This is a genomic window from Salinithrix halophila, assembly GCF_042650125.1.
Lineage (GTDB): Bacteria > Bacillota > Bacilli > Thermoactinomycetales > DSM-45169 > Salinithrix > Salinithrix halophila.
In genome coordinates this window covers 437,555-459,239 of record NZ_JBHSAP010000015.1, presented here as the reverse complement: position 1 = coordinate 459,239, position 21,685 = coordinate 437,555, and the positions used below count along the sequence as shown (strand labels likewise).

21 protein-coding genes are annotated in these 21,685 nt (G+C 52.9%); 6 read left to right on the top strand and 15 right to left on the bottom strand.

Annotation, left to right across the window (positions count from 1 at the left end):
• Nucleotides 1-143 precede the first annotated feature (143 nt).
• The 3 genes from ACFOUO_RS12485 to bla all read right to left on the bottom strand — a co-directional run bounded on the left by ACFOUO_RS12485 (nt 144) and on the right by bla (nt 3,102).
• The gene (locus ACFOUO_RS12485; RefSeq protein ID WP_380705443.1) at nt 144-563 is read right to left on the bottom strand and encodes a DUF4395 domain-containing protein; all 420 of its coding nucleotides are present in this window, start codon (nt 561-563) and stop codon (nt 144-146) included.
• A gap of 29 nt (nt 564-592) precedes the next feature.
• Nucleotides 593-1,969, bottom strand: a complete 1,377-nt coding sequence (gene rlmD / locus ACFOUO_RS12480) for a 23S rRNA (uracil(1939)-C(5))-methyltransferase RlmD (protein WP_380705442.1) — start codon at nt 1,967-1,969, stop codon at nt 593-595.
• A gap of 338 nt (nt 1,970-2,307) precedes the next feature.
• Nucleotides 2,308-3,102, bottom strand: coding sequence for a subclass B1 metallo-beta-lactamase (gene bla, locus ACFOUO_RS12475; RefSeq protein WP_380705441.1), 795 nt, complete (start codon nt 3,100-3,102; stop codon nt 2,308-2,310).
• A gap of 161 nt (nt 3,103-3,263) precedes the next feature.
• Here bla and ACFOUO_RS12470 point away from each other — a divergent pair, with 161 nt between their 5' ends.
• The gene (locus tag ACFOUO_RS12470) at nt 3,264-3,947 is read left to right on the top strand and encodes an FHA domain-containing protein (RefSeq protein WP_380705440.1); all 684 of its coding nucleotides are present in this window, start codon (nt 3,264-3,266) and stop codon (nt 3,945-3,947) included.
• Nucleotides 3,948-4,156: 209 nt separating this feature from the next.
• Here the strand turns inward: ACFOUO_RS12470 and ACFOUO_RS12465 are convergent, their stop codons facing one another.
• Both ACFOUO_RS12465 and ACFOUO_RS12460 read right to left on the bottom strand, forming a co-directional pair.
• Nucleotides 4,157-5,020 (bottom strand): DUF6612 family protein, encoded by an 864-nt coding sequence (locus tag ACFOUO_RS12465; RefSeq protein ID WP_380705439.1) that lies wholly within the window; start codon nt 5,018-5,020, stop codon nt 4,157-4,159.
• 88 nt (nt 5,021-5,108) lie between these two features.
• On the bottom strand, nt 5,109-6,005 hold the full coding sequence (locus ACFOUO_RS12460) for a YegS/Rv2252/BmrU family lipid kinase (RefSeq protein WP_380705438.1): 897 nt from the start codon (nt 6,003-6,005) through the stop codon (nt 5,109-5,111).
• An 89-nt stretch (nt 6,006-6,094) separates the two neighbouring features.
• Between ACFOUO_RS12460 and ACFOUO_RS12455 the strand changes: the two genes are divergently transcribed.
• Nucleotides 6,095-6,607 (top strand): hypothetical protein, encoded by a 513-nt coding sequence (locus ACFOUO_RS12455; RefSeq protein WP_380705437.1) that lies wholly within the window; start codon nt 6,095-6,097, stop codon nt 6,605-6,607.
• Between the two features lie 312 nt (nt 6,608-6,919).
• On the opposite strand, the gene ACFOUO_RS12450 is transcribed toward ACFOUO_RS12455, so the two are convergent.
• The 6 genes from ACFOUO_RS12450 to ACFOUO_RS12425 form a co-directional block, all read right to left on the bottom strand.
• Complete coding sequence (locus ACFOUO_RS12450; RefSeq protein WP_380705436.1) at nt 6,920-7,195, bottom strand: hypothetical protein; 276 nt, start codon at nt 7,193-7,195, stop codon at nt 6,920-6,922.
• Between the two features lie 122 nt (nt 7,196-7,317).
• The gene (locus ACFOUO_RS12445; protein ID WP_380705435.1) at nt 7,318-7,614 is read right to left on the bottom strand and encodes a hypothetical protein; all 297 of its coding nucleotides are present in this window, start codon (nt 7,612-7,614) and stop codon (nt 7,318-7,320) included.
• A gap of 43 nt (nt 7,615-7,657) precedes the next feature.
• The gene (gene gatB / locus ACFOUO_RS12440) at nt 7,658-9,091 is read right to left on the bottom strand and encodes an Asp-tRNA(Asn)/Glu-tRNA(Gln) amidotransferase subunit GatB (RefSeq protein ID WP_380705434.1); all 1,434 of its coding nucleotides are present in this window, start codon (nt 9,089-9,091) and stop codon (nt 7,658-7,660) included.
• Complete coding sequence (gene gatA, locus ACFOUO_RS12435) at nt 9,088-10,545, bottom strand: Asp-tRNA(Asn)/Glu-tRNA(Gln) amidotransferase subunit GatA (RefSeq protein ID WP_380705433.1); 1,458 nt, start codon at nt 10,543-10,545, stop codon at nt 9,088-9,090. Before gatA ends, gatB begins: the two co-directional genes overlap by 4 nt.
• Before the next feature lie 12 nt (nt 10,546-10,557).
• Nucleotides 10,558-10,848 carry an Asp-tRNA(Asn)/Glu-tRNA(Gln) amidotransferase subunit GatC gene (gene gatC / locus ACFOUO_RS12430; RefSeq protein WP_380705432.1) on the bottom strand — a complete coding sequence of 97 codons (291 nt, stop codon included), beginning with the start codon at nt 10,846-10,848 and terminating at the stop codon, nt 10,558-10,560.
• Nucleotides 10,849-11,074: 226 nt separating this feature from the next.
• A complete protein-coding gene (locus tag ACFOUO_RS12425) occupies nt 11,075-12,304 on the bottom strand; it encodes an SGNH/GDSL hydrolase family protein (protein ID WP_380705431.1) in 1,230 nt (409 codons plus the stop codon).
• A gap of 235 nt (nt 12,305-12,539) precedes the next feature.
• On the opposite strand from ACFOUO_RS12425, the gene ACFOUO_RS12420 reads away from it, so the two are divergent.
• The 4 genes from ACFOUO_RS12420 (at nt 12,540) to ACFOUO_RS12405 (ending at nt 16,752) form a co-directional block, all read left to right on the top strand.
• Nucleotides 12,540-13,196, top strand: a complete 657-nt coding sequence (locus tag ACFOUO_RS12420; RefSeq protein ID WP_380705430.1) for a DUF5819 family protein — start codon at nt 12,540-12,542, stop codon at nt 13,194-13,196.
• On the top strand, nt 13,193-14,551 hold the full coding sequence (locus ACFOUO_RS12415) for a DCC1-like thiol-disulfide oxidoreductase family protein (RefSeq protein WP_380705429.1): 1,359 nt from the start codon (nt 13,193-13,195) through the stop codon (nt 14,549-14,551). Before ACFOUO_RS12420 ends, ACFOUO_RS12415 begins: the two co-directional genes overlap by 4 nt.
• 290 nt (nt 14,552-14,841) lie before the next feature.
• The gene (locus ACFOUO_RS12410) at nt 14,842-15,762 is read left to right on the top strand and encodes a proline dehydrogenase family protein (RefSeq protein WP_380705428.1); all 921 of its coding nucleotides are present in this window, start codon (nt 14,842-14,844) and stop codon (nt 15,760-15,762) included.
• 237 nt (nt 15,763-15,999) lie between these two features.
• Nucleotides 16,000-16,752, top strand: a complete 753-nt coding sequence (locus ACFOUO_RS12405) for an SDR family NAD(P)-dependent oxidoreductase (protein WP_380705427.1) — start codon at nt 16,000-16,002, stop codon at nt 16,750-16,752.
• Nucleotides 16,753-16,821: 69 nt separating this feature from the next.
• Here the strand turns inward: ACFOUO_RS12405 and ACFOUO_RS12400 are convergent, their stop codons facing one another.
• The 4 genes from ACFOUO_RS12400 to ACFOUO_RS12385 form a co-directional block, all read right to left on the bottom strand.
• Nucleotides 16,822-17,934 carry a hypothetical protein gene (locus ACFOUO_RS12400; RefSeq protein ID WP_380705426.1) on the bottom strand — a complete coding sequence of 371 codons (1,113 nt, stop codon included), beginning with the start codon at nt 17,932-17,934 and terminating at the stop codon, nt 16,822-16,824.
• Between the two features lie 247 nt (nt 17,935-18,181).
• Nucleotides 18,182-18,499 (bottom strand): TM2 domain-containing protein, encoded by a 318-nt coding sequence (locus ACFOUO_RS12395; protein WP_380705425.1) that lies wholly within the window; start codon nt 18,497-18,499, stop codon nt 18,182-18,184.
• Nucleotides 18,500-18,670: 171 nt separating this feature from the next.
• Nucleotides 18,671-20,446, bottom strand: a complete 1,776-nt coding sequence (locus ACFOUO_RS12390) for an acyl-CoA dehydrogenase family protein (protein WP_380705424.1) — start codon at nt 20,444-20,446, stop codon at nt 18,671-18,673.
• Between the two features lie 39 nt (nt 20,447-20,485).
• Nucleotides 20,486-21,667, bottom strand: coding sequence for an acetyl-CoA C-acyltransferase (locus tag ACFOUO_RS12385; protein WP_380705423.1), 1,182 nt, complete (start codon nt 21,665-21,667; stop codon nt 20,486-20,488).
• Nucleotides 21,668-21,685: the final 18 nt, after the last annotated feature.

Genomic DNA, 21,685 nt, shown 5'->3' with positions numbered 1-21,685 from the left:
ATGACGGTAAAGCCATCATTAGAGGCACCTTCGCCTAAAGTCTATTTACTTTACAACGTATTGTAACAGAGAACAGAGAGAGAAACAATACAATTGAACAAACTATCTGACAATGATAGCTACAAAAAGCCGCCCTCCGGCTTTTATCCAGCCCGGTTCCGCTGATACTTCCACTGAAGATAACGGTAGCGAAGGAAGCACCCCACACAAAATCCCAAGATGGCAATCAGGGCGGCAGTAGCCACAAGGATGGCGAAGGTGTAACCAAAAATCCTCCATCCTAGAGCGAAGCCGAGCAAGCTAAGGGCGAGACAGATGACGGCGATCATTTGGTTAAACCGCTGCTGGTCCGGGTCCTCCATGGGATATTGGGAGATCGGTTTCCGTAACAACGGTCGGGCGAGCAGAAAAAGGGGATTTTGCCTGAAGAATAGGCTCCAAAGTCCAAAGGCCAGTGGAATAGACAGGAGCCAATACTGTTTTAGGCTCAGGGCGAGCAAGACAGCGATCACCTGAAACCATTGATTCATTCGGACCAGAGGCAGGGGGATTCCGTTTTTCATGGGTTAGCCTCCTTGGATCGAAGTCGCTTTCAGGCGGGGTGAAAGACCGTTACGCACTCCACATGGTTTGTATGGGGGAACATGTCCACTGGCTGCACCTCTTCCGTCCGGTACCCCCGCTCCACGAGGAAAGCAGCGTCACGGGCAAGCGTGGCGGGATTGCAGGAGACATAGACAAGGCGGTCTGGGGACATATTTGTACAGGCTATTAAAAATTCTGGATCACATCCCTTACGCGGCGGGTCCACAACGATCACCTCGGGCCGGATCCCCTTCTCCGCCCAACGAGGCATGATCTCCTCCGCTTTACCCGCTTCAAAGGAAGCATGCTCAATCCCGTTGGCTTCCGCATTGACCCGGGCATCTTCCACCGCCTGGGGGATCGATTCGACACCGAGAACCTGAGCTGCATCCCTGGCCAAATAAAGGCCGATCGTACCGATTCCGCAATAGGCGTCAATGACGGTTTCCTTCCCTGTAAGAGCAGCGGCTTTTTTCACTTGGTCGTAAAGGATTTTCGTCTGGACGGGGTTCACTTGGAAAAAGGAATGGGGGGAGATGACAAAGCGGATGTCGCCGATGGTGTCAACAATCACCGGCTTCCCCCAAAGCACCCGGTTTTCCTGGCCCAGGACCACATTGCTCCGTTTCGTGTGGATATTCTGGACTATAGAGGTAAGACCCGGAATCTCCTCCCTCAGGCGGGTGACAAGGCGCTTGTGGCTCGGCAGATATGCACCATTAGTCACCAGTACGACCATCACTTCTCCGGTGTTCGTGCCTGTCCGTACCAGGACATGGCGAAGGACCCCCCTATGGCTTTTCTCGTCGTAAGGAGGGATGTCCAACTCTATGGCAAGTTTTTTCACTCGCTGAATGGTACGGTCGTTGGGCAGTTGCTGGATCATGCATTGATCAAATTCCACAATCTGGTGGGAACCGGCAGCATAAAAACCGGCAACCGTTCCTTCCCGCCCACGCCCAAAGGGGACTTGGGCCTTGTTGCGGTAGTACCAGGGTTCTTCCATCCCGAGAACGGGCAGAACTCGAACATGGTCCAAACCACCGAGGCGCTTGAAGGCATCCTCCACTTGCCGGCGTTTCCTGTCCAGTTGGGCGGGATAGGCCAGATGTTGCAACTGACAGCCCCCACATGCTTCAAAAACAGGGCAATGAGCCTCCACCCGGTCAGGGCTGGCTTTCAGGACTTCTTCGAGACCCGCGTGGGCGTAGGTCTTTTTCACCTTAGTCACCTTGACTCGGACCTTCTCCCCAGGAAGAGCGAGAGGGATAAAAACAGCGAATCCTCCCTCCGTCTTCCCCACACCGTCCCCTGTATGGCTGAGACCGGTGACGGTTAGTTCGAAGCTGTCTCCCGGTTGAACCGGGGGTTTCGGTTTAGCCATGTCCACATGCTCCTTCTAGGTCCAATCAAACCGGAAATGGATGCACTATGACGATCTTACAACAAGGGAGGGTGCCCATGCCACTTTTGTCGCCGCAATGGTAAATATATCCCCCAAGAATGGAAAATGTGGTAGAATTAAAGGCCTCTATCACTTAAGGGGCTGAAGACGAAGAAAACCCCCTGCCCCTAGCACGCGAATTTGGCGTCCTCGCTAGGTAGCAGGGGTCTCTCTTCGTTCTATACCTCTAGGACGGCGGTCTGATTCCTCCGATGGAACCCTCACCCTAACCGGTTCCCTTTAGGCGGGATCTAACACCGCGAGGAACGAACCATCCCTTAGTTTCGATTCTCCAGCAACTCCAGTGTATGAATCAACAAACCCTTGTCTCCCACGTTTCCGTGACCAGGGACCACCTGTTTCATCCTAGGGTAGCGGTTGAGAACATTTTGGATGGAACGGGACCACTCCTCCAAATTGGCATCATTCACATTGCCTAGATCCTTCGCTTCCAGTGACTTAATGAGACATCCGCCAAAGAGGATTTTATGTTGGGGAAGCCAAACGGTGATGTTGTCCTCGGAGTGCCCCTCCCCAGGATAATAGGTTTCTATAATCGTGTTTCCCACCTTGAACCGGGACTGCTCGTCCAGGATGGGGTTCGGTGTGGGATAACCCGCTTTTTCGGCCAGTTGAGCGGTGCGAGCGGTACTACGGACTTCGATGCCTTCTTTCAACAACGCGCGAATTCCCCCGACCCGATCTTCATGGGAGTGGGTGATCACCGCCACCGCAATCTTTTTACCGATGTGACGGCGAATCATATTCAGTAACTCTTTGGTAAGGTCATCGTCCCAGGAGGAATCGATCAGCACCAATCCTTTAGAAGAGGAGATAATCAAACCGTTGGTGGGTATGTTCGTCATCCCGCCAAAGTTACCACCATAGGTGGTGTATTCCCAGACGTCCCGGTTTAATCGAGCCAGCTCCACCGTCCCTTCCGGGTTGCTGATCGTCTTTCCCCCATATTTGTTTACGGCATGGGCCGCCTCAGATCTCGCACCCGGGAACAGCAATACGCCTCCCATCATCAAACACAGAAGCAGAATACCCCACCCTCTTGTCCGTTTCATCGGTTATCATCTCCTTTAAAGATAATCATCTGAATCTTAATCGATCCGCGCTTTCGCTTCTATGGCAGGGCTCTCACAAAAAAATGATAAGTCCATCACAAAACGACTGACCAAACGCTATAAAATCCGTTCAAACAGGTAGAAATGGAGGGAAACAAGTCGTGGAATCCGGTAAACGTCTCTATGTGGAAAAAGGAGCTCCTTTCCCGGCGGGGACCCCCATCGATCTGAAGCGAGAAACGACCAGAATCGGGAGAGATTACCCCGACGGGGATGCCGACCTCTCCTTCGCCAACGAATTCATCTCTCGTCAGCATGTCTCCATCCGCCTAGACGGAGAGAAGGCATGGATCATGGATCTTGGGAGTAAGCATGGCACGACCGTCGGCACAGAGGAACTCGTTCCCCATATCCCCCGGCGACTGAACAATTCCGATATCATTCGGCTCGCCAAAGGCGTGGTCGTTCTCCACTTCGCCTATGTGGTGCCGGATCATACCCTGGACCTCGACCCCGGATTCATGACTCAGGAGGAACCGCCGATCTTGCAACAGCTTTTCCTGGATCAGAAACGAAGAGTTTGCATCGTGTCCGGCAAGCCGGTTGCCCTGTCCGGAAAAGAGTGGAACCTCCTGGCGGCCCTCCATGATCATTCCAACACGTTCGTCTCCAACGATGAGATCATCCGTCGGGTCTGGCCCGAGCGGCAACCCTTCCCCGACGGCATGCCACCCGTGGGGCTCGTCGAAGTCAACTCTCTGGTGTACCGGGTACGTAAAAAAATCAAAAAGGCCGCTACCATCGTCAATGTGCGCGGAAAAGGATACTACTTAGAGCTCAAGTGAATGGAATGCCGCTACCGCCACCCGATGCGAACCACCGGCAACCGACTGACGGAAGAAGCGTCTGCAAACGATCACCTATAGCGGTGACCAACCCCTTTCCTAGTGGCCGTCAACGATGCCCGAAATAAAAAGCAATCCCTGCTCGATACAGAGATTGCTTTTTTTCGACCTTTTGCTGTACATGGAGAAATATGAGCCGCCTTTATTTCTTATCCTGTCGGGATCGTCTCTTCCTTTTCCGAGTCGGGATAGGTGCGGGCATTTTTTCGAATGTGCTCCGGGACGGTGATCTTCTTGGCTTCTCCCTGAAGGGTATGCGTCCATTCTTGGCGTGTTTTCACTTTTTCCTTACCCAAGTCGATGGTAAATTCTACAGCCTGTTCCACTTTACGAAGGCGGAACGTTTTTTTATCGATGTTGATGCGGATTTTCATCCGTTGCCCGGTAAAGGAGTATTCTTTGCGGGGAGGAATGGAGGCGTAGCGCATCGACCGGTCATCGATAAAGGGCTCCACCGCTTTCCCTGTTAAACCGACGGTCAATTTCGCTTCTTTTCCTTCACGGTCCACTCTATACACGTCTGCCGATTCCCCCACCTTTCTGAGCACCCACAATGGATCGGCATATACTTTCATCTTCTCCCCCAATCCGGATTGTTCTTTTTTGTACCAGCGGTTGCGGAAAAACAGAAACTCATCCTGATCCGTCACATACCAACGCTGGGGCTTCGTCTCGCTGATTAGCTCTCCTGCCACTGTCAGGCTGCCCTTCGCTTGAATGTTGACGGGATTTTCGGTAACAAGAATTCGTTGTTTCCAGTCCACCCGGGTGTTTTTATCCGGTTGTTTACGAAAACTGTACTGTTGGTGATTGAGACTTTCCCAGTGGTATCCTTTCATCTTTTCCATGGACGTCAGCGAGGTATCGATAATTTCCTGGGCGGACAAGCCGTCCATCTGTTTGGTCGGCTGTTTTTTTTTGCCCGCTTCCCCGCCCGTCGGTTCAGCACAACCCCCCAAGGGGACAGCGAAGAGAGCGATACACAATAACACTGATTGGAAGGATCTTTTCATGCGTATGTATCCCTTTCGTAAGTAAATAAAATATTTGCGTGAATCATTTAATTTGGGGAATTTTCAACAAGAAAACCCAGGAACCGGTTTACCTTCTTGCTTCCGGACAAAATACCTCCAAGTGCCCGGCCAGGACCTCCACGCGGCCGGAGAGATCCCCACCCCATTCCCCATCCAGATTGAGTTGCATCGGTTCCTCGGAGTAGACATCCAGGTGTTGAGTCTGGAAATAGAGGACGCGATCATCTTTCACATGCTCCCCCTTCAGGACCAGACCGACAAGCTGGATTAGATCGGGGAGTCCCCCTCTGCGGATCACCAGGACATCCAGACGTCCGTCGGAAACGTCGGCACTGGGGGCCAGCTTGTGAAATCCGCCGATAGAACGGCTATTAGCAACGATAAGAAGAAGGATCTCCTCTTCAATCGTCCGGTCGGAAGCTTCTAGCCGCACACGGAAGGGACGAAACAGCGTGCCCAGCTTCTCCAACCCTTTGGCGTAATAAGCCAGTTGACCGATAGCCGACTTAAGCCGACTGGGCGCTTTGTAGGTAACCTCCGTAAGGCTTCCTGCCCCTGCCACATTGACAAAGTAACGATTTTGTACCCGACCCACATCCATGGGGCAAACCACGCCCTGCCCGATGACATCACAGGCATCCAGGAGATCTTTAGGCAACCGGAGGGCCCGGGCCAAATCGTTACTAGTTCCGCATGGCAGAATCCCCAGACGGGGGCGTCGTTCTCCTGGAGCCAGGCCGTTGACTACCTCATGGATGGTGCCATCGCCACCTGCGGCCACCACCACCTCAAACCCTCGTTCAACCGCCTGACGTGCGGCCTCCGTCCCATCTCCCGGATACCGGGTGGAATGACAGGATGTCTCCAACCCATAAGCCTCCAGCCGCTCCAGGATGCGGGGAAGCTGGCGTTCCACCGCTTCCCGCCCCGCCGTCCGGTTGTAGATGATACGGGCACGCTTCATTGGTCTTCCTCCTTCTGTCTCACTTTCTCCTAACCGCTCGTCCTTGTGCATACATTGAGGAGAGGACTAACGGAAAGGGGGATCGGGTAATGATCGAAACCAACCCCGATCAATCTTCAGGACCGAACGGCGTCAGGCCGGATCCCGACCGGATTAACGACGTGCAAAAATCTATGACCTGCAGTCTGTACGCTGAATCGATGGTTTCCTCCATCGGTGCCCAGCTCACCATGCTTCCCGACATTCAAGATCTGGCCGGAATGGTAGAAGCCCAAGGAGAGTGTCCCTGTACCTGTTACTATAGACTGATTGCCAAGGGATGTTTGGAGCGTCTAGCTGCCCAAGACTGGCATGAAACCGTACTCTCCTCTTATGTACGGAGTCTCTACTTGGCACGGCATCATGACCGGCTGAAACGGGGGCATATGATGGAAGCCAAACGAGCGGCCCCGGCTACAGCCAAATCCGCCCTAGAAAATTGGATCCAATGGCTGGACAACGCTGAGGGCTATCTCCAGGAAGCGATGGTCCATTCCCAAAAGATGATCGGTTCCCGCAGTTGGGCACGTCTGTCATCGAAATCAAATGAAAAGCCACTTTGAGTGGCTTTTTTATATCCATCTTTCTTTATCCCTTATATCACACTCCGGACATGGCCGGAGAAAACAAGCGCCAAACCGAAGACCGAGGGCAACCACCGCTATCTAAACCCCCTGCAACGGAGTTCAATCCTTCATTCTCCACCACTGGCATCCTCGTTGTTATCCATGTTTTCAGACTAAGGTTACCACATGCGTTGGTTTATTCACAGTCCGCGGGTAAGTCACAGATTGAGTCTAGCACAATTTTCCCGATCCTACCAAGTTCGTTTGCCATGATTAGACAGAAAAGATCCGTCATGCGGATCCTTTACTTCAATACGGCTCGTACCAAGCGGGATTGCTGATAGAGGCGGACAAATTCAGGTTATAGCGGGAGCGGCCAAGCTGCTCCAAAACCTCCTCAAGTTCTTCAGATGCTCCCTTCTGTGCCATATAGGCTTCCACCTGGGCTTGTGCCTGATCCAACTGGCTGCCGGCCTGTTGGATGAGCTCCGAATCAGCCGTGTTCTGGGCCATACGGACAAACTCCGCTGCTTGCTTAGCCCCCTGTAAAACCTGTTCTACCTCGGTGTTTGCGAATTCATTCATCCTGATTCCCCCTGATCAATCATGCGGAGTGATAAATCCAACTCCCTTCACCTGTATTCTTTGACAATAACAGGCGTCTTATGCCGGAAAAGCCCGCCCTTGATACAGGGCGGGCTGATAAATCACTGGTGAAGACGGCGGCGAGCCTGCAAGGCAAAGTAGGCGAACAGAAGGCTGATCAGGCCGGCGATCACGTTGTTCTCCGCATAGAAAAACTGGATCATCGCATTCCCCAAGAGTAAGAACCCTAAGAGCAGATAAATCCCTCGAGGAAAGGGATTTCCCCGGAACTCAAAAAGGATGACGAAGAAATACAACGCGATCATAAAGTAGTGAACCGCAAAAGGCGGCTGATCCTGGAGATAAATCCCCCCCATCACCAGGAAAATTAGAACGATCGCCGTATAGAGTATTTGCATAACAACACCTCGTTTTCCCGGGACAGTCGGTATAAGCCTCCGATCAAAGACCGATCTCTTTTCGGATCAGTTCGTTGACCAGTTTCGGGTTTGCTTTTCCTTTGGTCGCTTTCATCACCTGGCCGACCAAAAAGCCCAACGCCCGGTCCTTTCCATTCTTCAGATCGGTCACCGACTGGGGATTGGCTGCAACGATCTCAGAGACAACCTCCTGAAGTTTCCCCTCATCGCTAATCTGGACCCAGCCTTTCTCTTCGACGATCCCTGCCGGATCTCCACCCTTTTCGATCAGCTCTTTGAATACCTTTTTCCCGATGCTGTTGCTGATCGTTCCTTTTTCGATCAGTCCGATCATGCCGGCAAGGGATTCGGCGGTGATAGCCGTCTCCTCCAGCTCCTTGCCCTGGGTGTTCAGATAACCCAACAACTCACCGGAAATCCAGTTGGCCGCTGCTTTCGACTCAGCTCCGGCGGCTGTGACTTGATCGAAGAAGTCCGCAGTTTTTTTCGTTGAAGTGAGTAAAGCGGCATCGTAGGAGGAAAGGCCGTATTGCTCCATGTACCGCTCTCTGCGGGCATCGGGCAATTCGGGAAGAGTGGTGCGGATCTTTTCCCGCCAGGATTCATCGATGTGGAGCTCGACCAAGTCGGGTTCCGGAAAATAGCGGTAGTCGTGGGCTTCTTCTTTCGAACGCATCACTTTGGTCTTATTTTCATTCTCCAACCACCGCATCGTTTGCTGCGTGATAGCCCCACCTTCGGAAAGCACTTTCCCCTGCCGCTCCTGCTCATACTCCAACGCCCGCTCTACGTTGCGGAAGGAGTTGAGATTTTTCATCTCCGTCTTGGTACCGAACTCACGCTGTCCTACCGGACGCAGACTAATGTTGGCGTCACATCGCAACGATCCTTCTTCCATCTTCACATCGGATACCCCGGTATACTGGAGAATCTGCTTTAGTTTCTCCAAGTAGGCACGGCCTTCTTCAGGGGAACGCATATCCGGTTCGGAAACGATCTCGATCAACGGTACCCCCACCCGGTTGTAGTCGACAAGGGAACCGTCCCCGTTTTCCGAGTGATTCAGCTTTCCTGCATCCTCTTCCAAGTGAACACGAGTGATCCCGATCCGTTTCTTTTCCCCGCCTACCTCAATTTCAATCCATCCATTCTCCCCAACCGGCTTGTCGTACTGGGAGATCTGGTACGCTTTCGGAAGATCGGGGTAGAAATAGTTTTTTCGGTCAAATTTGCTTGTTTCGGCGATCTCACAGTTAAGAGCGAGAGATGCCTTCACCGCAAACTCCACCGCTTGTTTGTTCAGCACTGGCAACACACCGGGGTGGCCGAGGCAGACCGGACAGGTATGCGTGTTAGGCGGGGCCCCGAATTCCGTGGAGCATCCGCAGAAGATCTTCGTCCGAGTGGAAAGTTCGGCATGGACTTCCAAACCGATAACCGTTTCGAATTGGCTCACGAGGCACCACCTCCTGTCATCGGTTCCGGGAGCCGCTCGCTATGAGCCTCAAAAGCGTGGGCGACTTTCAAAACGCCCGCTTCATCAAAAGGTTTGCCCACAATCTGAAGGCCAACCGGCAGACCCTGGGAGAGACCGCAAGGGACACTGACTGCCGGCAACCCAGCGAGGCTGACCGGCACCGTACAGATATCATTCATATACATGGTGAGAGGGTCCTTCGTGTTCTCCCCAAACGTAAAGGCTGTCGTCGGGGCGGTCGGACCTACCACCACGTCATAATCGGTGAAGATACTTTCGAAATCCCGCCGGATCAACGTGCGTACTTTTTGCGCCTTCAGATAATAAGCATCGTAATATCCGGAGGAGAGGGCATACGTGCCCAGCATGATCCGTCGCTTCACCTCATCCCCGAAACCGGCGCTCCGTGTGCGGTTGAACATGTCGATCAGGTTGTCTCCTTCAACGCGAACCCCATAGCGCACACCATCATACCGGGCTAAATTAGAGGAAGCTTCAGCAGGAGCCAACAGGTAATAAGTAGCCACTGCGTATTCCACGTGGGGAAGAGATACCTCATCCACGACGGCTCCCAGGCTTTCCAGGACCTTTAAGGCCTCTTTTACCTTCTCTTTGACGCCCTCTGCCACTCCTTTTTTAAGAAGCTCCTTCGGCACAGCCACTTTGAGGCCTTTGATATCCCCAGTAAGAGCAGATAGATAGTCCGGGACCCCGACATCCGCAGAAGTGGAATCCCGTTCGTCATAGCCGGAGATCGCCTGCATAACAGCCGCCGCATCCTCCACATTCCGGGTCAGTGGGCCAATTTGGTCGAGGGAGGAAGCGAAGGCGATCAAACCATACCGAGAAACCCGGCCATAGGTGGGTTTCAGACCGACAACACCGCAGAAAGCTGCTGGTTGACGGATGGATCCTCCGGTATCGGAGCCGAGGGCGAACTGCACCTGCCCTGAGGCAACAGCAGCCGCGGCCCCCCCGCTGGAGCCGCCGGGCACCCGTTCCAGATCCCACGGGTTAACCGCCCGATGAAACCCAGAGTTTTCATTGGAAGAACCCATCCCGAATTCATCCATATTCATCTTCCCAACCATGTTAGCTCCGGCCTCAGCCAATTTTTCCATCACTGCAGCATCGTAAACCGGGGTATAATCACCCAGGATCTTACTCCCAGCTGTGGTTCGTACACCACGGGTGCTGATATTATCCTTAATCCCCATCGGGATGGCGGTAAGCAAGCCAAGGTCTCCCGTCTGTGCATCCAATTGGTTGGCCCGCAACCGGGCTCCTTCTTCATCCAGCTGAAGGAACGCCCCCAGTTTTTCCTCCGTCTCCCGGATCCGGACCAGGGATGCGTCGAGGAGGTCGGATGCGGTAAGATCCTTGTTCTTCAACTTCTTATGTATCTCGTGGATCGGCTCTTTTAACAACGACATGGTCTTCCTCCTTTACTCCTCGAATACCGCGGGAACTCTAAACATCCCGTCTTTCTGATCCGGCGCATTGGTTAGCGCTTTTTCCCTTTCCAGGGAAGGCTTCTCCTCATCTTCCCGCAAAACGTTGGCCATGGGAAGCACATGGCTAGTGGGTTCTACATCCTCCGTATCCAATTCATTCAATTTATCAGCGAAACCCAGGATCTTATTCAATTGTCCGGTATACTGCTGTGCTTCCTCCTCGGTCAAATACAGGCGTGCCAATTTAGCGACATGTTCCACTTGTTCTTTGGAAATTGCCATCCCTTCCACCTCCGTCTCCTTGTTCTATGACAAACGGCAAAAACTTTGTCTTTGCCGCCATCCACTCGGTCGTTAATCCAATCCTTCCTCTGACAGTATAGCACAAACGTCCCCCCTCTTACCCCTGCCCCTGTGACAAGACCTTGGAAGCTTGTCAATCTTGGCGGTTCCATGAGAAAGCCGGCTGTCCCGTCTCGGAACAGCCGGCTTTTTTTGTATTTGTTGATTATTGGAACCAGTTCAGGTTGACCACATCGGCCATCGTTCGGTATCCCGCGTCACTCGGGTGAAGATGGTCCCCTGAATCATAAGCGGGGCGCAAGCGGTTAGGATCAGCGGGATCTCGAATCGCTCTCTCAAAGTCGATCACCCCGTCGGGAGCGCCGCTATTCCGGATCCACTCGTTCACCTGCCGCCGGGTAGCTTCCCCTTCCTTGGTATAGTAGGTAGCCCCCTTATACGGGAGAAGCGTACCGAGGTAAATACGGACGTCATTCTGATGAGCCATATCAATCAACTGCCGATAACCGCGAATGATGGATTGAGCGTCATAATTGTGGGGGGTATGCCCAATATCGTTGATTCCTTCGAGAAGGATCACATGGGAGACACCGGGCTGGTTGAGCACATCCTGCTCAAAGCGGTCGAGGGCCTTCGGTCCGTACACAGGGTCATCACGTAACACTTTGTTACCGGAAATACCGGCATTCAACACCGACAGAGGGATCCCCCTCGCCCGCAGCCGCTCCGACAGAAAGTCCGGATAGCGCCTGTTGGTATTCGTGGTAGAACCGACTCCGTCGGTGATTGAATCACCGATGGCGACCACCGCGTTTTCCGTCTCATCCACCGGGATTACATCGACTCCCGAGAGCCAAAACCAGGAAGTAATCGGGGTAACAAAGGACGTAGCATTCGTTTCCCGGCTATGATTGCCTGGAATCGATATATAGGAAGTCTGTTTAGCAACTCGGTGCCAGCTGACAGCCCCACTTGCCTTCGGTACATATAGGCTGACTGCCAAGTTCTCATCCCGAGACACCTTCATAGAGATGGGATCACTCTGGATTTCCTGCCCTACCGGTAACATCACCGATCGTTTTCCACTGAAGGTAACCTTGCGGGTGGTACCAGGGATCAAACTCGCCCCCTCACCAGCCACAGCGATTGTCACTTCCTTAAATGTTACCGGCTTTTCTCCATACGCGTTGGAGAGGCGAATCCTCACCTTATCTCCGTCCAGATGGGGGCGCAGGAGCAGACGAACCGTCTGATTCTCAACACCTACCTGAGCTGCACCGGAGGGATACTGATGGGCAGCGGCCCACGCCCCGACCCATGATTCCCTTTTGGGCTCATACCCTTCTACTTGCTCTCCAGGGATTAATCCGTTTACCAACCATCCGGCTAAAACCGCACCCAACAATAGCAGCGCCATCCGTTTCCATTTTTTCATCAGGCTTTCTCCGTTCTATATGGAATGAAAAGGGATCTCGCCAGCGCCCGACTTTCGCCTTCGGCGGTCTTTCGGCTTCCTGGCAACGTTCAGATTTTCCTCACGGGATATATTTTCGTCGATACAGGTTACAAAAAGCAACAGGAAAGGTTACAAAGAGGTTAATATTTCGTTAAAATCCGATGGTCTCTTGGGATATTTCCCGTCATCACCAAGAAAAAAAGGGTGTGATATGATGGAAGAAAATAATCCGGCCCGTCCGGCGGAGGTGATCAAGTCCGTGATTGCAAAGCGGTGGGCTCTCCGGTTATGGATCGTACTGTTAGCGGGTATCTTTGTCTTGCATTTCTCCCTGACCGCTTTTTATCTAACCCCCGACAATACACTGAAAGTTCGATGGTGGGAGCCTCTCAACCGTTACATGGACCCGTTATTCACCCAGAACTGGAAACTGTTCGCCCCCAATCCCGTCTCCCAGCACAAGGATTTGTGGGTGAAGATCCGCTATGTTCAACCAGACGGGAACCTGAGAGAAACTGGGTGGAAAAACATTACCCGACCGATTTTTCGGGAGAAGCAGACTGCCCGTATCTCTTCAGAAGGACGTGTCATCCGCTATTTCCATGCTGGTATGCGCTCTTTTGAAGAGAAAGACCCCCTTCAACAAAAGAAAGGGAAGTGGATGCTCATCCGGGCCGCCTCTACAGCCGTTGCCACCCGGTTTCCAGACAAAGAGATCCGGAAAGTGAAAGCACGTATCGTCACCAACACCTTCCCCCGGTTTAAAGAACGGCGACAACCGGATGACCGGGGCCCCCTCCAATTCCGGGAAACGGAATGGCGGGATTACGCCCCCGTTAAATCTCCTGCTGAAAAGGAGTGGCCCCGATGAACCGTGTGGAGCGCTTTCTCACAAGGGAACACATGCTTTTCGGCACTAGCCTGCTCCGTATTTCCATGGGTTTAGGAATTCTTTATTTTTTCTTCTATCATTACTCGGAGCGTCACCTTTTGTGGGGTGCGGGCGGCTTATGGCCGACGGATGCGTTCCTGGCGGGGGCCGAAGAACGCCATATTTTAACCTTGTTCCACCTGTCCGAGTCACCCTGGTTTTTTGAGGGAGTCTATCATATAGGGATCTTAGCCGCCCTCCTGTTTACCCTTGGATATCGGACGCGATGGACGACTTTCCTCACCTTTTTAGTGCTGTGGTCCTTTTATTACCGCAACCCTTTCGTAACCAACGGCGGGGAAAACATTCTTCGCCTGCAGCTCTTCTACCTCTTGTTCGCCAACGCGGGAGCGTACTTATCCCTGGACGCCCGTCGACAGGCTCGAAGAAGAACCGCCAAAGAACCCGGTCTTCGTCCCTTCTCCTCCGCCCTTCACAACTTTGCCGTAGCCGCCATCATCCTGCAATTGTTAATCATGTACTTCACTTCGGGTATCTATAAAGTGATGGGATCGATGTGGCAGAACGGAACGGCTGTCTATTATGCCATGCGGGTCCAGGACTACGTTTGGCCTGGGTTGAGTGAAAAGGTCTGGTCATCGGAACCCCTGGTGATTTTTCTCACCTATTCCTCCGTCCTCTTTCAGATCGCCTTTCCCTTCCTGCTCCTCAACCGATATACCAAGTATGCAGCTATCGGCGGGGCTTTTCTTTTCCACATCGGCGTCGGCCTCATGATGAATCTGGCGCTTTTCTCCTGGTATATGATCAGCTGTGAATGGATCCTGCTATCCGACCGGGACTACCGCTTCCTAGGCGACTGGTTCCGAAAAATCCGAGCAAAAGGAGGAAACCGTATGGGTAACATGCTCGCCAGACTAACGGAGCGCCCTTTTTTCAACCGCCATCGGATCACGGTCTATTACGACGGATGGTGTCCCTTCTGTACGCAAAGCGTCACCACCGCCCGCCGTCTGGACTGGTTTGATATGATCCGATTTGTCTCCTTCAGGGAACCCGGTGTGACGGAGCAATATGGACTCGACCCGGAACGTTTGAAAAAACGGCTCCACAGTACAAATGACGGTCGTCACTTCCGAGAGGGAATCGACGGCATTATCCAGATGGTTCAACGACTCCCCCTCATGTGGCCAATCCTGCCTGTCCTCTTACTTTCCCGATGGCTGGGACTCGGCCAGCGGGTTTATGACTGGATCGCCAGTCGACGCACCATTATCCCTGCCGGCGGTTGTGATGATCACTGCTCAATCAAGGATAGTCCCCGTTCCTCGTAGGAGATATCGATCCGACATCGCGCTGATATACGCCCGGGCCTTCGGCTTTCCGGGCGTTTTTTTATTGGGTCAGGCAGCCCTTCGGTGAGGGAAGGATGCCCCTTGAAAACAGGACAGCATACGATATAGGAGAGAAGGTGGGAGCCCTTCGTCTAAAAGTACAGAAAAGGGGGAGTAGGCCCAATTCAAGAAATCTCTATTGTATAATGAAAGCGAATGCACGAGCGAGACCCGTATAAGCCCTCATGGTTAACTTCGGCTATCACCCGAAGGAATGGGAGGAATAGATTATGTCATTGGCACGCAAAGCTGTCCTCACCGTTTCCTCCAACCCGGTGGTGACCAAGCTCGTCTCCAAATACGGAATGAGGCTGGGAGCTTCCCGCTTTGTCGCCGGAGAGAGCATGGATGACACCCTTCAAACGGTGAAAAGCCTGAATGCTGACAATCTTGCCGTCACCCTCGACCTCCTTGGAGAAAGCGTCCGCACCCGGGATGAAGCGCTAGCCGCTACTGCCGCCACCATCGAATCCTTTGAAACGATCCGGCGCGAAGGCGTCAATTCCAATATATCTGTAAAATTAACCCAACTGGGTTTAACCATCGATCCCGATTTTTGCTTGGCCAACATGGACCGAATCGCCGCCAAAGCAAAAGAGACGGGCAATTTCGTCCGCATCGACATGGAAGATTCCTCCCGTGTCGATGCCACGATCGACATCTTTACTACCCTCCTTGAAAAGTACAGCAAGAATCACATCGGGCTCGTCATCCAATCCTACCTCTACCGTTCTGAGGAAGACGTCGAGCAAATGGGGAAATTAGGGGCCAATCTCCGGATTGTCAAAGGAGCTTACAAGGAGCCTAAAGAGGTGGCTTACCCCGATAAACAGGACGTGGATAAGGCCTACATGAACCTAGTGGAGAAACACTTGAAAAACAGCTGCTACACTGCCATCGCCACTCATGATGTCGCCATCATCAACTGGACGAAACAGTTTGTCAAGGAGAACCATATCCCCTCCAACCGGTTCGAATTCCAGATGCTCTACGGTATTTGCGGCACGCTCCAGCGAGAACTGGCCCAAGACGGATACAAAGTTCGGATCTACACTCCCTATGGAAAATATTGGTACCCCTACTTCACCCGCCGTATTGCCGAACGTCCTGCCAACGCCCTGTTCGTTCTGCGAAGCTTTTTCCGCAAGTGACCAACACGAAGCCCGTCCTCCTAAAAAAAGGTTGACGGGCGTTGTTGAAAGTCTTGATATGTTCGGTTAACCACCCTCTGGGGAGCAGGCCCCGACGGTAGACTTGTAGAAGATAGAAAAGCCCCGGTATATTCCTCTCAGCATAAAGCAGAGCCGAAGGGACAGTACGTTCTACGCCGATAAACTCAACCAAACCTGGAACTAGACGTGAAAATCCTTCCACAGAGGTGATTCATCATGCCTGTCGCTCTCGTAACCGGCGCTTCCTCGGGAATTGGGGAAGCGTTTGTCCGGTTGCTAGCTGAAAAAAGCTATCACATCATCCTTGTCTCCCGCCGGGAAGAACGCCTACGCCTCCTGGCCGAAGGGGTTGAACAGATGGGCGGGACTGCCGAGGTTGTAGGAGTCGACCTCACCACGGAAGAGGGATTGACTCGTGTGAAGGAACATATCTCCTGGCATCCAGTGGACCTCCTTATCAACAATGCTGGCTTCGGCCTGTATGGTCCCACCTCCGAGACAGACCCGCAGAAGGAGCAGGAAATGATCCAACTCAATGTGAGAGTTCCCGTCGCCCTTACCCGGGCGGCTCTTCCCCAGATGATAGAACGGGGGTCCGGGCGGGTCCTGCAAGTAGCTTCCACCTCTTCTTTCCTACCTGTCCCCTATATGGCGGGCTACGGTGCCACGAAAGCCTTCATTCTTCATTATACAGAGGCCCTTCACGCAGAACTGAAAGGGAGCGGGATTACTGTCACCGCCCTCTGCCCCGGCAGCACCGAAAGCGAATTCGCCGAACGGGCGGGCTTTAAACAACAACACCCGATGCCCGCGGCAGAAGTGGCCCGGCAAGGGCTCCTCGCCTGTGAACAAGGCCGTCCGTTCGTCATCCCCGGAACCGCCAACTGGTTCACAGCTTCCCTCCCCCGTTTTCTCCCCCGTCCCTGGATGACCCGGTTGGTGGCCCACTTCTTCAACGATAGGACGTAATGAGATCCTTACTGCGGGCGCCTGGCTCAGTAAAGCAGGCGCTCGTAAAGTTTTTGGGACGGCAAACATTCACTCCTCCGCCAGAGCAAGGGTGACAGCCCCGGTCCTCGGTTCCACCTGAATCCAATAGTTCTGTCCCGACTCTTCCCAGCTGGCCTTCACCCGAGCTGTCAATTCATCAAACCAGGAGCGGTCCAGATAGCGTTCATCGGTAATCGTGTGGGTAGATTCATCATCCATCGTAATCTGGATCAGAGGATCCCAGGTTAAATCCGTCATCCGGGAATAAGGAATCGCCCGCTCATCATCTCCGAGGAAAACCAGCCGCTCCTTTTCCAAACGCAACTCACGGTACTGCTCTCCCTGTACCCAACGCCTTCCACCCCGAAGAGGGAGCAGACCCGTCCGTTCCGCAGCAGCAGCCACTTCCCTCGCTCCCTCTTCCTCAAAAGGAAAGTTGTACACCATCTCCTCCGTTTCCAGTCGGATCTCTTCTCCCCTTCGGTCCAACTGGACGTGAATCAAATTCCTCAGTGGAATCAAGGTCATCTTTCCCCAACGCCGGATCTGTACGTAGTCCTTCTTCACCTGCATTTCCCTACTCCATATCCCCACTACGACCCAAAAGAAAATCGCAAAGACCGCTAAAGCCAGCAATCCCAGACCCAATTCCAGCAGACGGTCAACCAGTGTATACGAGGTGAAAGCGGGATCGGTAAAGGCGATGATCAACCCTTTTTTCTCCACGGCCCAAACTTCTACGGTCTCTCGCTCTCCGATAGCATCGACCAGACGGTTTTTGTCATAGGGGAAATACGGAATGGTATACTTTCCACTTGTAGTCAGCAATTCTCCTTCCGCTAACCCCAGGGGTACAACATGCTCCCGAACCACATTCCCCTTATACTCGAGCAGATTTTGCGTCCCCATCCAGGCTGTTGCAGCCAGGAGTCCTAGGGTAAGGAGGAGATAAAAAAGAGGATGTTTTTTTCCCCAGTGGACCCTCCAAGCAAGGATTGCCACTGCGGGTAATCCCATGTAAAAGTAAGATTCCGCCAACCAAAAGGGGTAAAAACGGGTGGAATCCAAATATAGTTGGTAGACGACGATATACAAGAGGGCGACCACACAGGGGAAGGCCAAATAACCTGCCAGGTACCACCCCATCCAACGCCGCAGCATGGCCCCACCCCCAAGGAGTATTCTCCTCCTATTTTATAAAAAAACATATATTTTTTCAATATATTTTCCATACGATTTTATAATATCGCTTTTATAACCAAAAAACAAAGTGGATAGACCGGCGTCACCCCCTCCTTTACACTATAAACATTTATTTTTCATCATAAAGCAACATTTATTACCTTTTTTGTCGATGACAAAAAAACACCCTGGACAGGGTGCCCCTTTTAACCAAACGGAAAAGCCCTTAGTCTTTCCCCAGTTGTCGGACCCTGTTTGGAATCAGGCAGGCATCAATCAACCACCATAGAATAAATGGAGACATGACCAGCAAGGGAGACACCCCTAACCCTTTTAAAAAATAAAACACCAAGCCAAAGGAAAGGAAAAGAGGACCGATAAAGCCCATTGTCAGCCCAGACCGAGCCTGTCCAAGATAGAAACGATGAGCACCGAAAACCCCCAAGAACAACCAGAGGATATAAGCAGTTATCATCCGATCCCGAACGTTTAACTCCGGAGTTTGGTGAACGGGGGGATCGTCCTGTTTCCTGGATGAAACCATGGCTAACACTCCTTGTGCCGGAACAACCGGGGATAATGGACCGGCAGGCTATTTGCCTCTATCTTAACTCGCTTCTATGCCTAGAGGTGCCCCTTGCCCATGAAGATCTTTCGACAAAATGAACCAGGAAAAAGCCACGGGTTTTTCACCCGTGGCTTGGCAGTTGCAATGTTATACCACGTAACGTTCTTCTTCCAGAATCCGTGCAGCGATGCTCCGTTTTAGCTCAACTTCATTGATTGGCTCATACCGGGTCAGCTTTTTCAGGATGGAAAGTTGGGTACGGAGGGTATCCCCTTCTTCCATGGTGGAGAGGATCCGCTTGGCGTACCGCTCGATACGCGGGAAAGCTTCGTATACGTAGGCAGTGGTCAGTTCCACTTTGGCCTTCGCCTTCTCTTCCCCGACTTTCTCCACCGCTTTCTTAGTCCGGAGGAGGGCACTTTCCATCGCGAACACTTCGATAGCGATATCGGCGGCGTCATGCAGGATCTCTTGTTGTTTATCCAGCTCCATCTGATACTTCTCGACAGCCAGTCCGGCAGCCATCAGGAAGATTTTTTTGGCATGGGCGATCAGTTCTTCCTCTTTCTCCAGAAGAGCCGGTTCATCATCGGACAAGCTCGGCATCATCATCAGAAGCTCTTCCTGAAGGCCGGCAGTCTTCTCCATCAAGGGAAGCTCACCTTTCATAGCCTTCCGTAGGAGTGTCCCCGGGATCAGGAGGCGGTTAATTTCGTTGGTTCCTTCGAAGATTCGATTGATCCGGGAATCCCGGTACATGTTCTCAATTTCATATTCCTGCATGAAACCGTAACCGCCATGAATCTGAACACCCTCGTCCACTACATGATCCAGCACTTCAGAACCGAGTACTTTCGTGATGGAGCATTCAAGGGCATACTCAGCGATCGCTTTGGCTGCCGCAGCACCCTCGGCGTTCTCCAGGTGGGCCATCCCTTTTTCAAAGAAACCGCCTGTCCGGTAGATCGCACTTTCCAGAGCATAGGTTTTAGCAGCCATGGTAGCCAGTTTCTCTTGGATCAACGGAAACTTGGCAATCGGGGTTTTAAACTGTTTTCGCTCATTGGCATATTTGGCGGAAATCTCAATTGCCCGTTTGGCAGAGCCGACGCAGCCGACACCCAGTTTGTAACGACCGATGTTCAGGATGTTGAAAGCGATCTGGTGGCCTTTACCGATCTCAAACAGCACGTTTTCCACCGGAACTTTCGCTTCGTCCAGGATGAGGGTCCGAGTGGAGGAGCCTTTGATCCCCATCTTTTTCTCCTCCGGGCCCGTGGAGACACCAGGGAAATCTTTTTCTACGATGAAGGCGGTAAACTTCTCACCGTCAACCTTCGCATAGACGACAAACACGTCAGCAAAGGCGGAGTTGGTAATCCACTGTTTTTCACCGGTCAGGAGGTAATACTTCCCGTCTTCGGATAGTTTCGCCACCGTCTTAGCACCCAGGGCGTCGGAACCGGAACCCGGTTCGGTAAGAGCGTAAGCAGCGAAAGTTTCTCCGGAGGCTAGGCCCGGCAGATACTTTTTCTTTTGTTCGTCATTGCCGAAAAAGACGATGGGGAGGGTTCCAATCCCGACGTGGGCACCATGGCTGAGTCCGAAAGAACGGGCGACGGCGATCTTCTCCGTGATCAGAGAGGAACTGATTTTATCCAGCCCCAACCCGCCGTAATTCTCTGGTACATCGGCCCCAAGCAACCCCAGTTCGCCAGCTTCCTTCAACAGGCGCACCGAGTGGTCGAAGTTGTGCTGTTCAATCTCTTCCAGCACCGGCCACACTTTGTTCTTAGCGAATTCCTCCGTCGTCTTGCCGATCATCTTGTGCTCTTCGGTAAATTCCTCCGGGGTGAATACATCCTCAGGGGAGTGATCCTCAATGAGAAAACTTCCCCCTTTGACGATCGTTTGTTCAGCCATCTTGCCTTCCTCCTTTATGGTCATCCAATGTTCAGAGAATCATTGCACCATTTCCAGAACACCGGCGGCACCCATGCCGCCCCCCATACACATAGTGACAAGTCCGTATTTCCCGTTCCGCCGCTTCAATTCGTTCAAGGCAGTCACCGTCAGCTTGGCTCCAGAACAGCCTAAGGGGTGGCCAAGAGCGATCGCTCCACCATTCACATTGACGATATCCGGATTGATCTCCAATTCCCGGATCACCTGCAAAGCCTGGGAGGCGAAGGCTTCGTTCAACTCGACGAGATCAATCTGGTCCAGGGTAATCCCTGCCCGTTCCAGAGCCTTCGGCACGGCAACGATGGGACCGATTCCCATCACATCAGGGTCTACGCCACCGACGCAGAAGGAACGGAAAACGGCGAGCGGTTTCAACCCGAGATTCTCCGCCTTTTCTCGTGACATGACCATGACTCCCGCAGCACCGTCGCTGGTCTGAGAAGAATTGCCCGCAGTGACGGATCCTCCGACTCGGAAGGCGGGTCGCAGTTTACCCAGGGCATCCAGTGATGTATTCCCACGCGGCCCCTCATCGGTATCGAAGACGAATTCTTCCTCCTTTAATTTGCCGTCCTCTCCAACGTACCGATTCTTCACGGTAACGGGGACAATTTCATCCTTGAACCGACCTTCTTTGATAGCAGCGATGGCATTTCGATGGCTCCGCAGGGCAAACTGATCCTGATCTTCTCTGGAAACTCCATAACGGGCGGCCACCTCTTCCGCTGTATGCCCCATGGACATATAGAGCTCCGGCCCGTGATCCATTAGGTACGGATTGGGAGCGGGTTTGTTTCCACCCATTGGAACCAGGCTCATGCTCTCCACACCGCCGGCGATAACGACATCGGCAAACCCGCACATGATCTTTTCGGCAGCGATGGCGATCGTCTGCAAGCCGGAGGCGCAAAACCGGTTGACGGTCATTCCGGCAGCCGTAGTGGGGAGGCCCGCCCTGAGTGCGATCACTCGGGCGACATTCATTCCCTGTTCCCCTTCCGGGAACGAGCAGCCCATGACCACATCGTCGATTTCTTTGGGATCAAGCCCGGAAGTCCGTTTCATCAAGTCCTGGACGACAGCAGCGCCCAGCTCGTCGGGTCGAGTGTTTTTCAGTGTCCCCCGAGGTGCTTTCCCCACCGCTGTGCGGGCGGCAGCTACAATGACTGCTTCACGCATTTCTCCTCTCCTCCTTCG

Coding starts and splice junctions, on each gene's coding strand:
- ACFOUO_RS12485 (WP_380705443.1), bottom strand. CDS start 563: ATGAAAAACGGAATCCCCCTGCCTCTGGTCCGAATGAATCAATGGTTT.
- rlmD (WP_380705442.1), bottom strand. CDS start 1,969: ATGGCTAAACCGAAACCCCCGGTTCAACCGGGAGACAGCTTCGAACTA.
- bla (WP_380705441.1), bottom strand. CDS start 3,102: ATGAAACGGACAAGAGGGTGGGGTATTCTGCTTCTGTGTTTGATGATG.
- ACFOUO_RS12465 (WP_380705439.1), bottom strand. CDS start 5,020: ATGAAAAGATCCTTCCAATCAGTGTTATTGTGTATCGCTCTCTTCGCT.
- ACFOUO_RS12460 (WP_380705438.1), bottom strand. CDS start 6,005: ATGAAGCGTGCCCGTATCATCTACAACCGGACGGCGGGGCGGGAAGCG.
- ACFOUO_RS12455 (WP_380705437.1), top strand. CDS start 6,095: ATGATCGAAACCAACCCCGATCAATCTTCAGGACCGAACGGCGTCAGG.
- ACFOUO_RS12450 (WP_380705436.1), bottom strand. CDS start 7,195: ATGAATGAATTCGCAAACACCGAGGTAGAACAGGTTTTACAGGGGGCT.
- ACFOUO_RS12445 (WP_380705435.1), bottom strand. CDS start 7,614: ATGCAAATACTCTATACGGCGATCGTTCTAATTTTCCTGGTGATGGGG.
- gatA (WP_380705433.1), bottom strand. CDS start 10,545: ATGTCGTTGTTAAAAGAGCCGATCCACGAGATACATAAGAAGTTGAAG.
- gatC (WP_380705432.1), bottom strand. CDS start 10,848: ATGGCAATTTCCAAAGAACAAGTGGAACATGTCGCTAAATTGGCACGC.
- ACFOUO_RS12425 (WP_380705431.1), bottom strand. CDS start 12,304: ATGAAAAAATGGAAACGGATGGCGCTGCTATTGTTGGGTGCGGTTTTA.
- ACFOUO_RS12420 (WP_380705430.1), top strand. CDS start 12,540: ATGGAAGAAAATAATCCGGCCCGTCCGGCGGAGGTGATCAAGTCCGTG.
- ACFOUO_RS12415 (WP_380705429.1), top strand. CDS start 13,193: ATGAACCGTGTGGAGCGCTTTCTCACAAGGGAACACATGCTTTTCGGC.
- ACFOUO_RS12410 (WP_380705428.1), top strand. CDS start 14,842: ATGTCATTGGCACGCAAAGCTGTCCTCACCGTTTCCTCCAACCCGGTG.
- ACFOUO_RS12405 (WP_380705427.1), top strand. CDS start 16,000: ATGCCTGTCGCTCTCGTAACCGGCGCTTCCTCGGGAATTGGGGAAGCG.
- ACFOUO_RS12400 (WP_380705426.1), bottom strand. CDS start 17,934: ATGCTGCGGCGTTGGATGGGGTGGTACCTGGCAGGTTATTTGGCCTTC.
- ACFOUO_RS12395 (WP_380705425.1), bottom strand. CDS start 18,499: ATGGTTTCATCCAGGAAACAGGACGATCCCCCCGTTCACCAAACTCCG.
- ACFOUO_RS12390 (WP_380705424.1), bottom strand. CDS start 20,446: ATGGCTGAACAAACGATCGTCAAAGGGGGAAGTTTTCTCATTGAGGAT.
- ACFOUO_RS12385 (WP_380705423.1), bottom strand. CDS start 21,667: ATGCGTGAAGCAGTCATTGTAGCTGCCGCCCGCACAGCGGTGGGGAAA.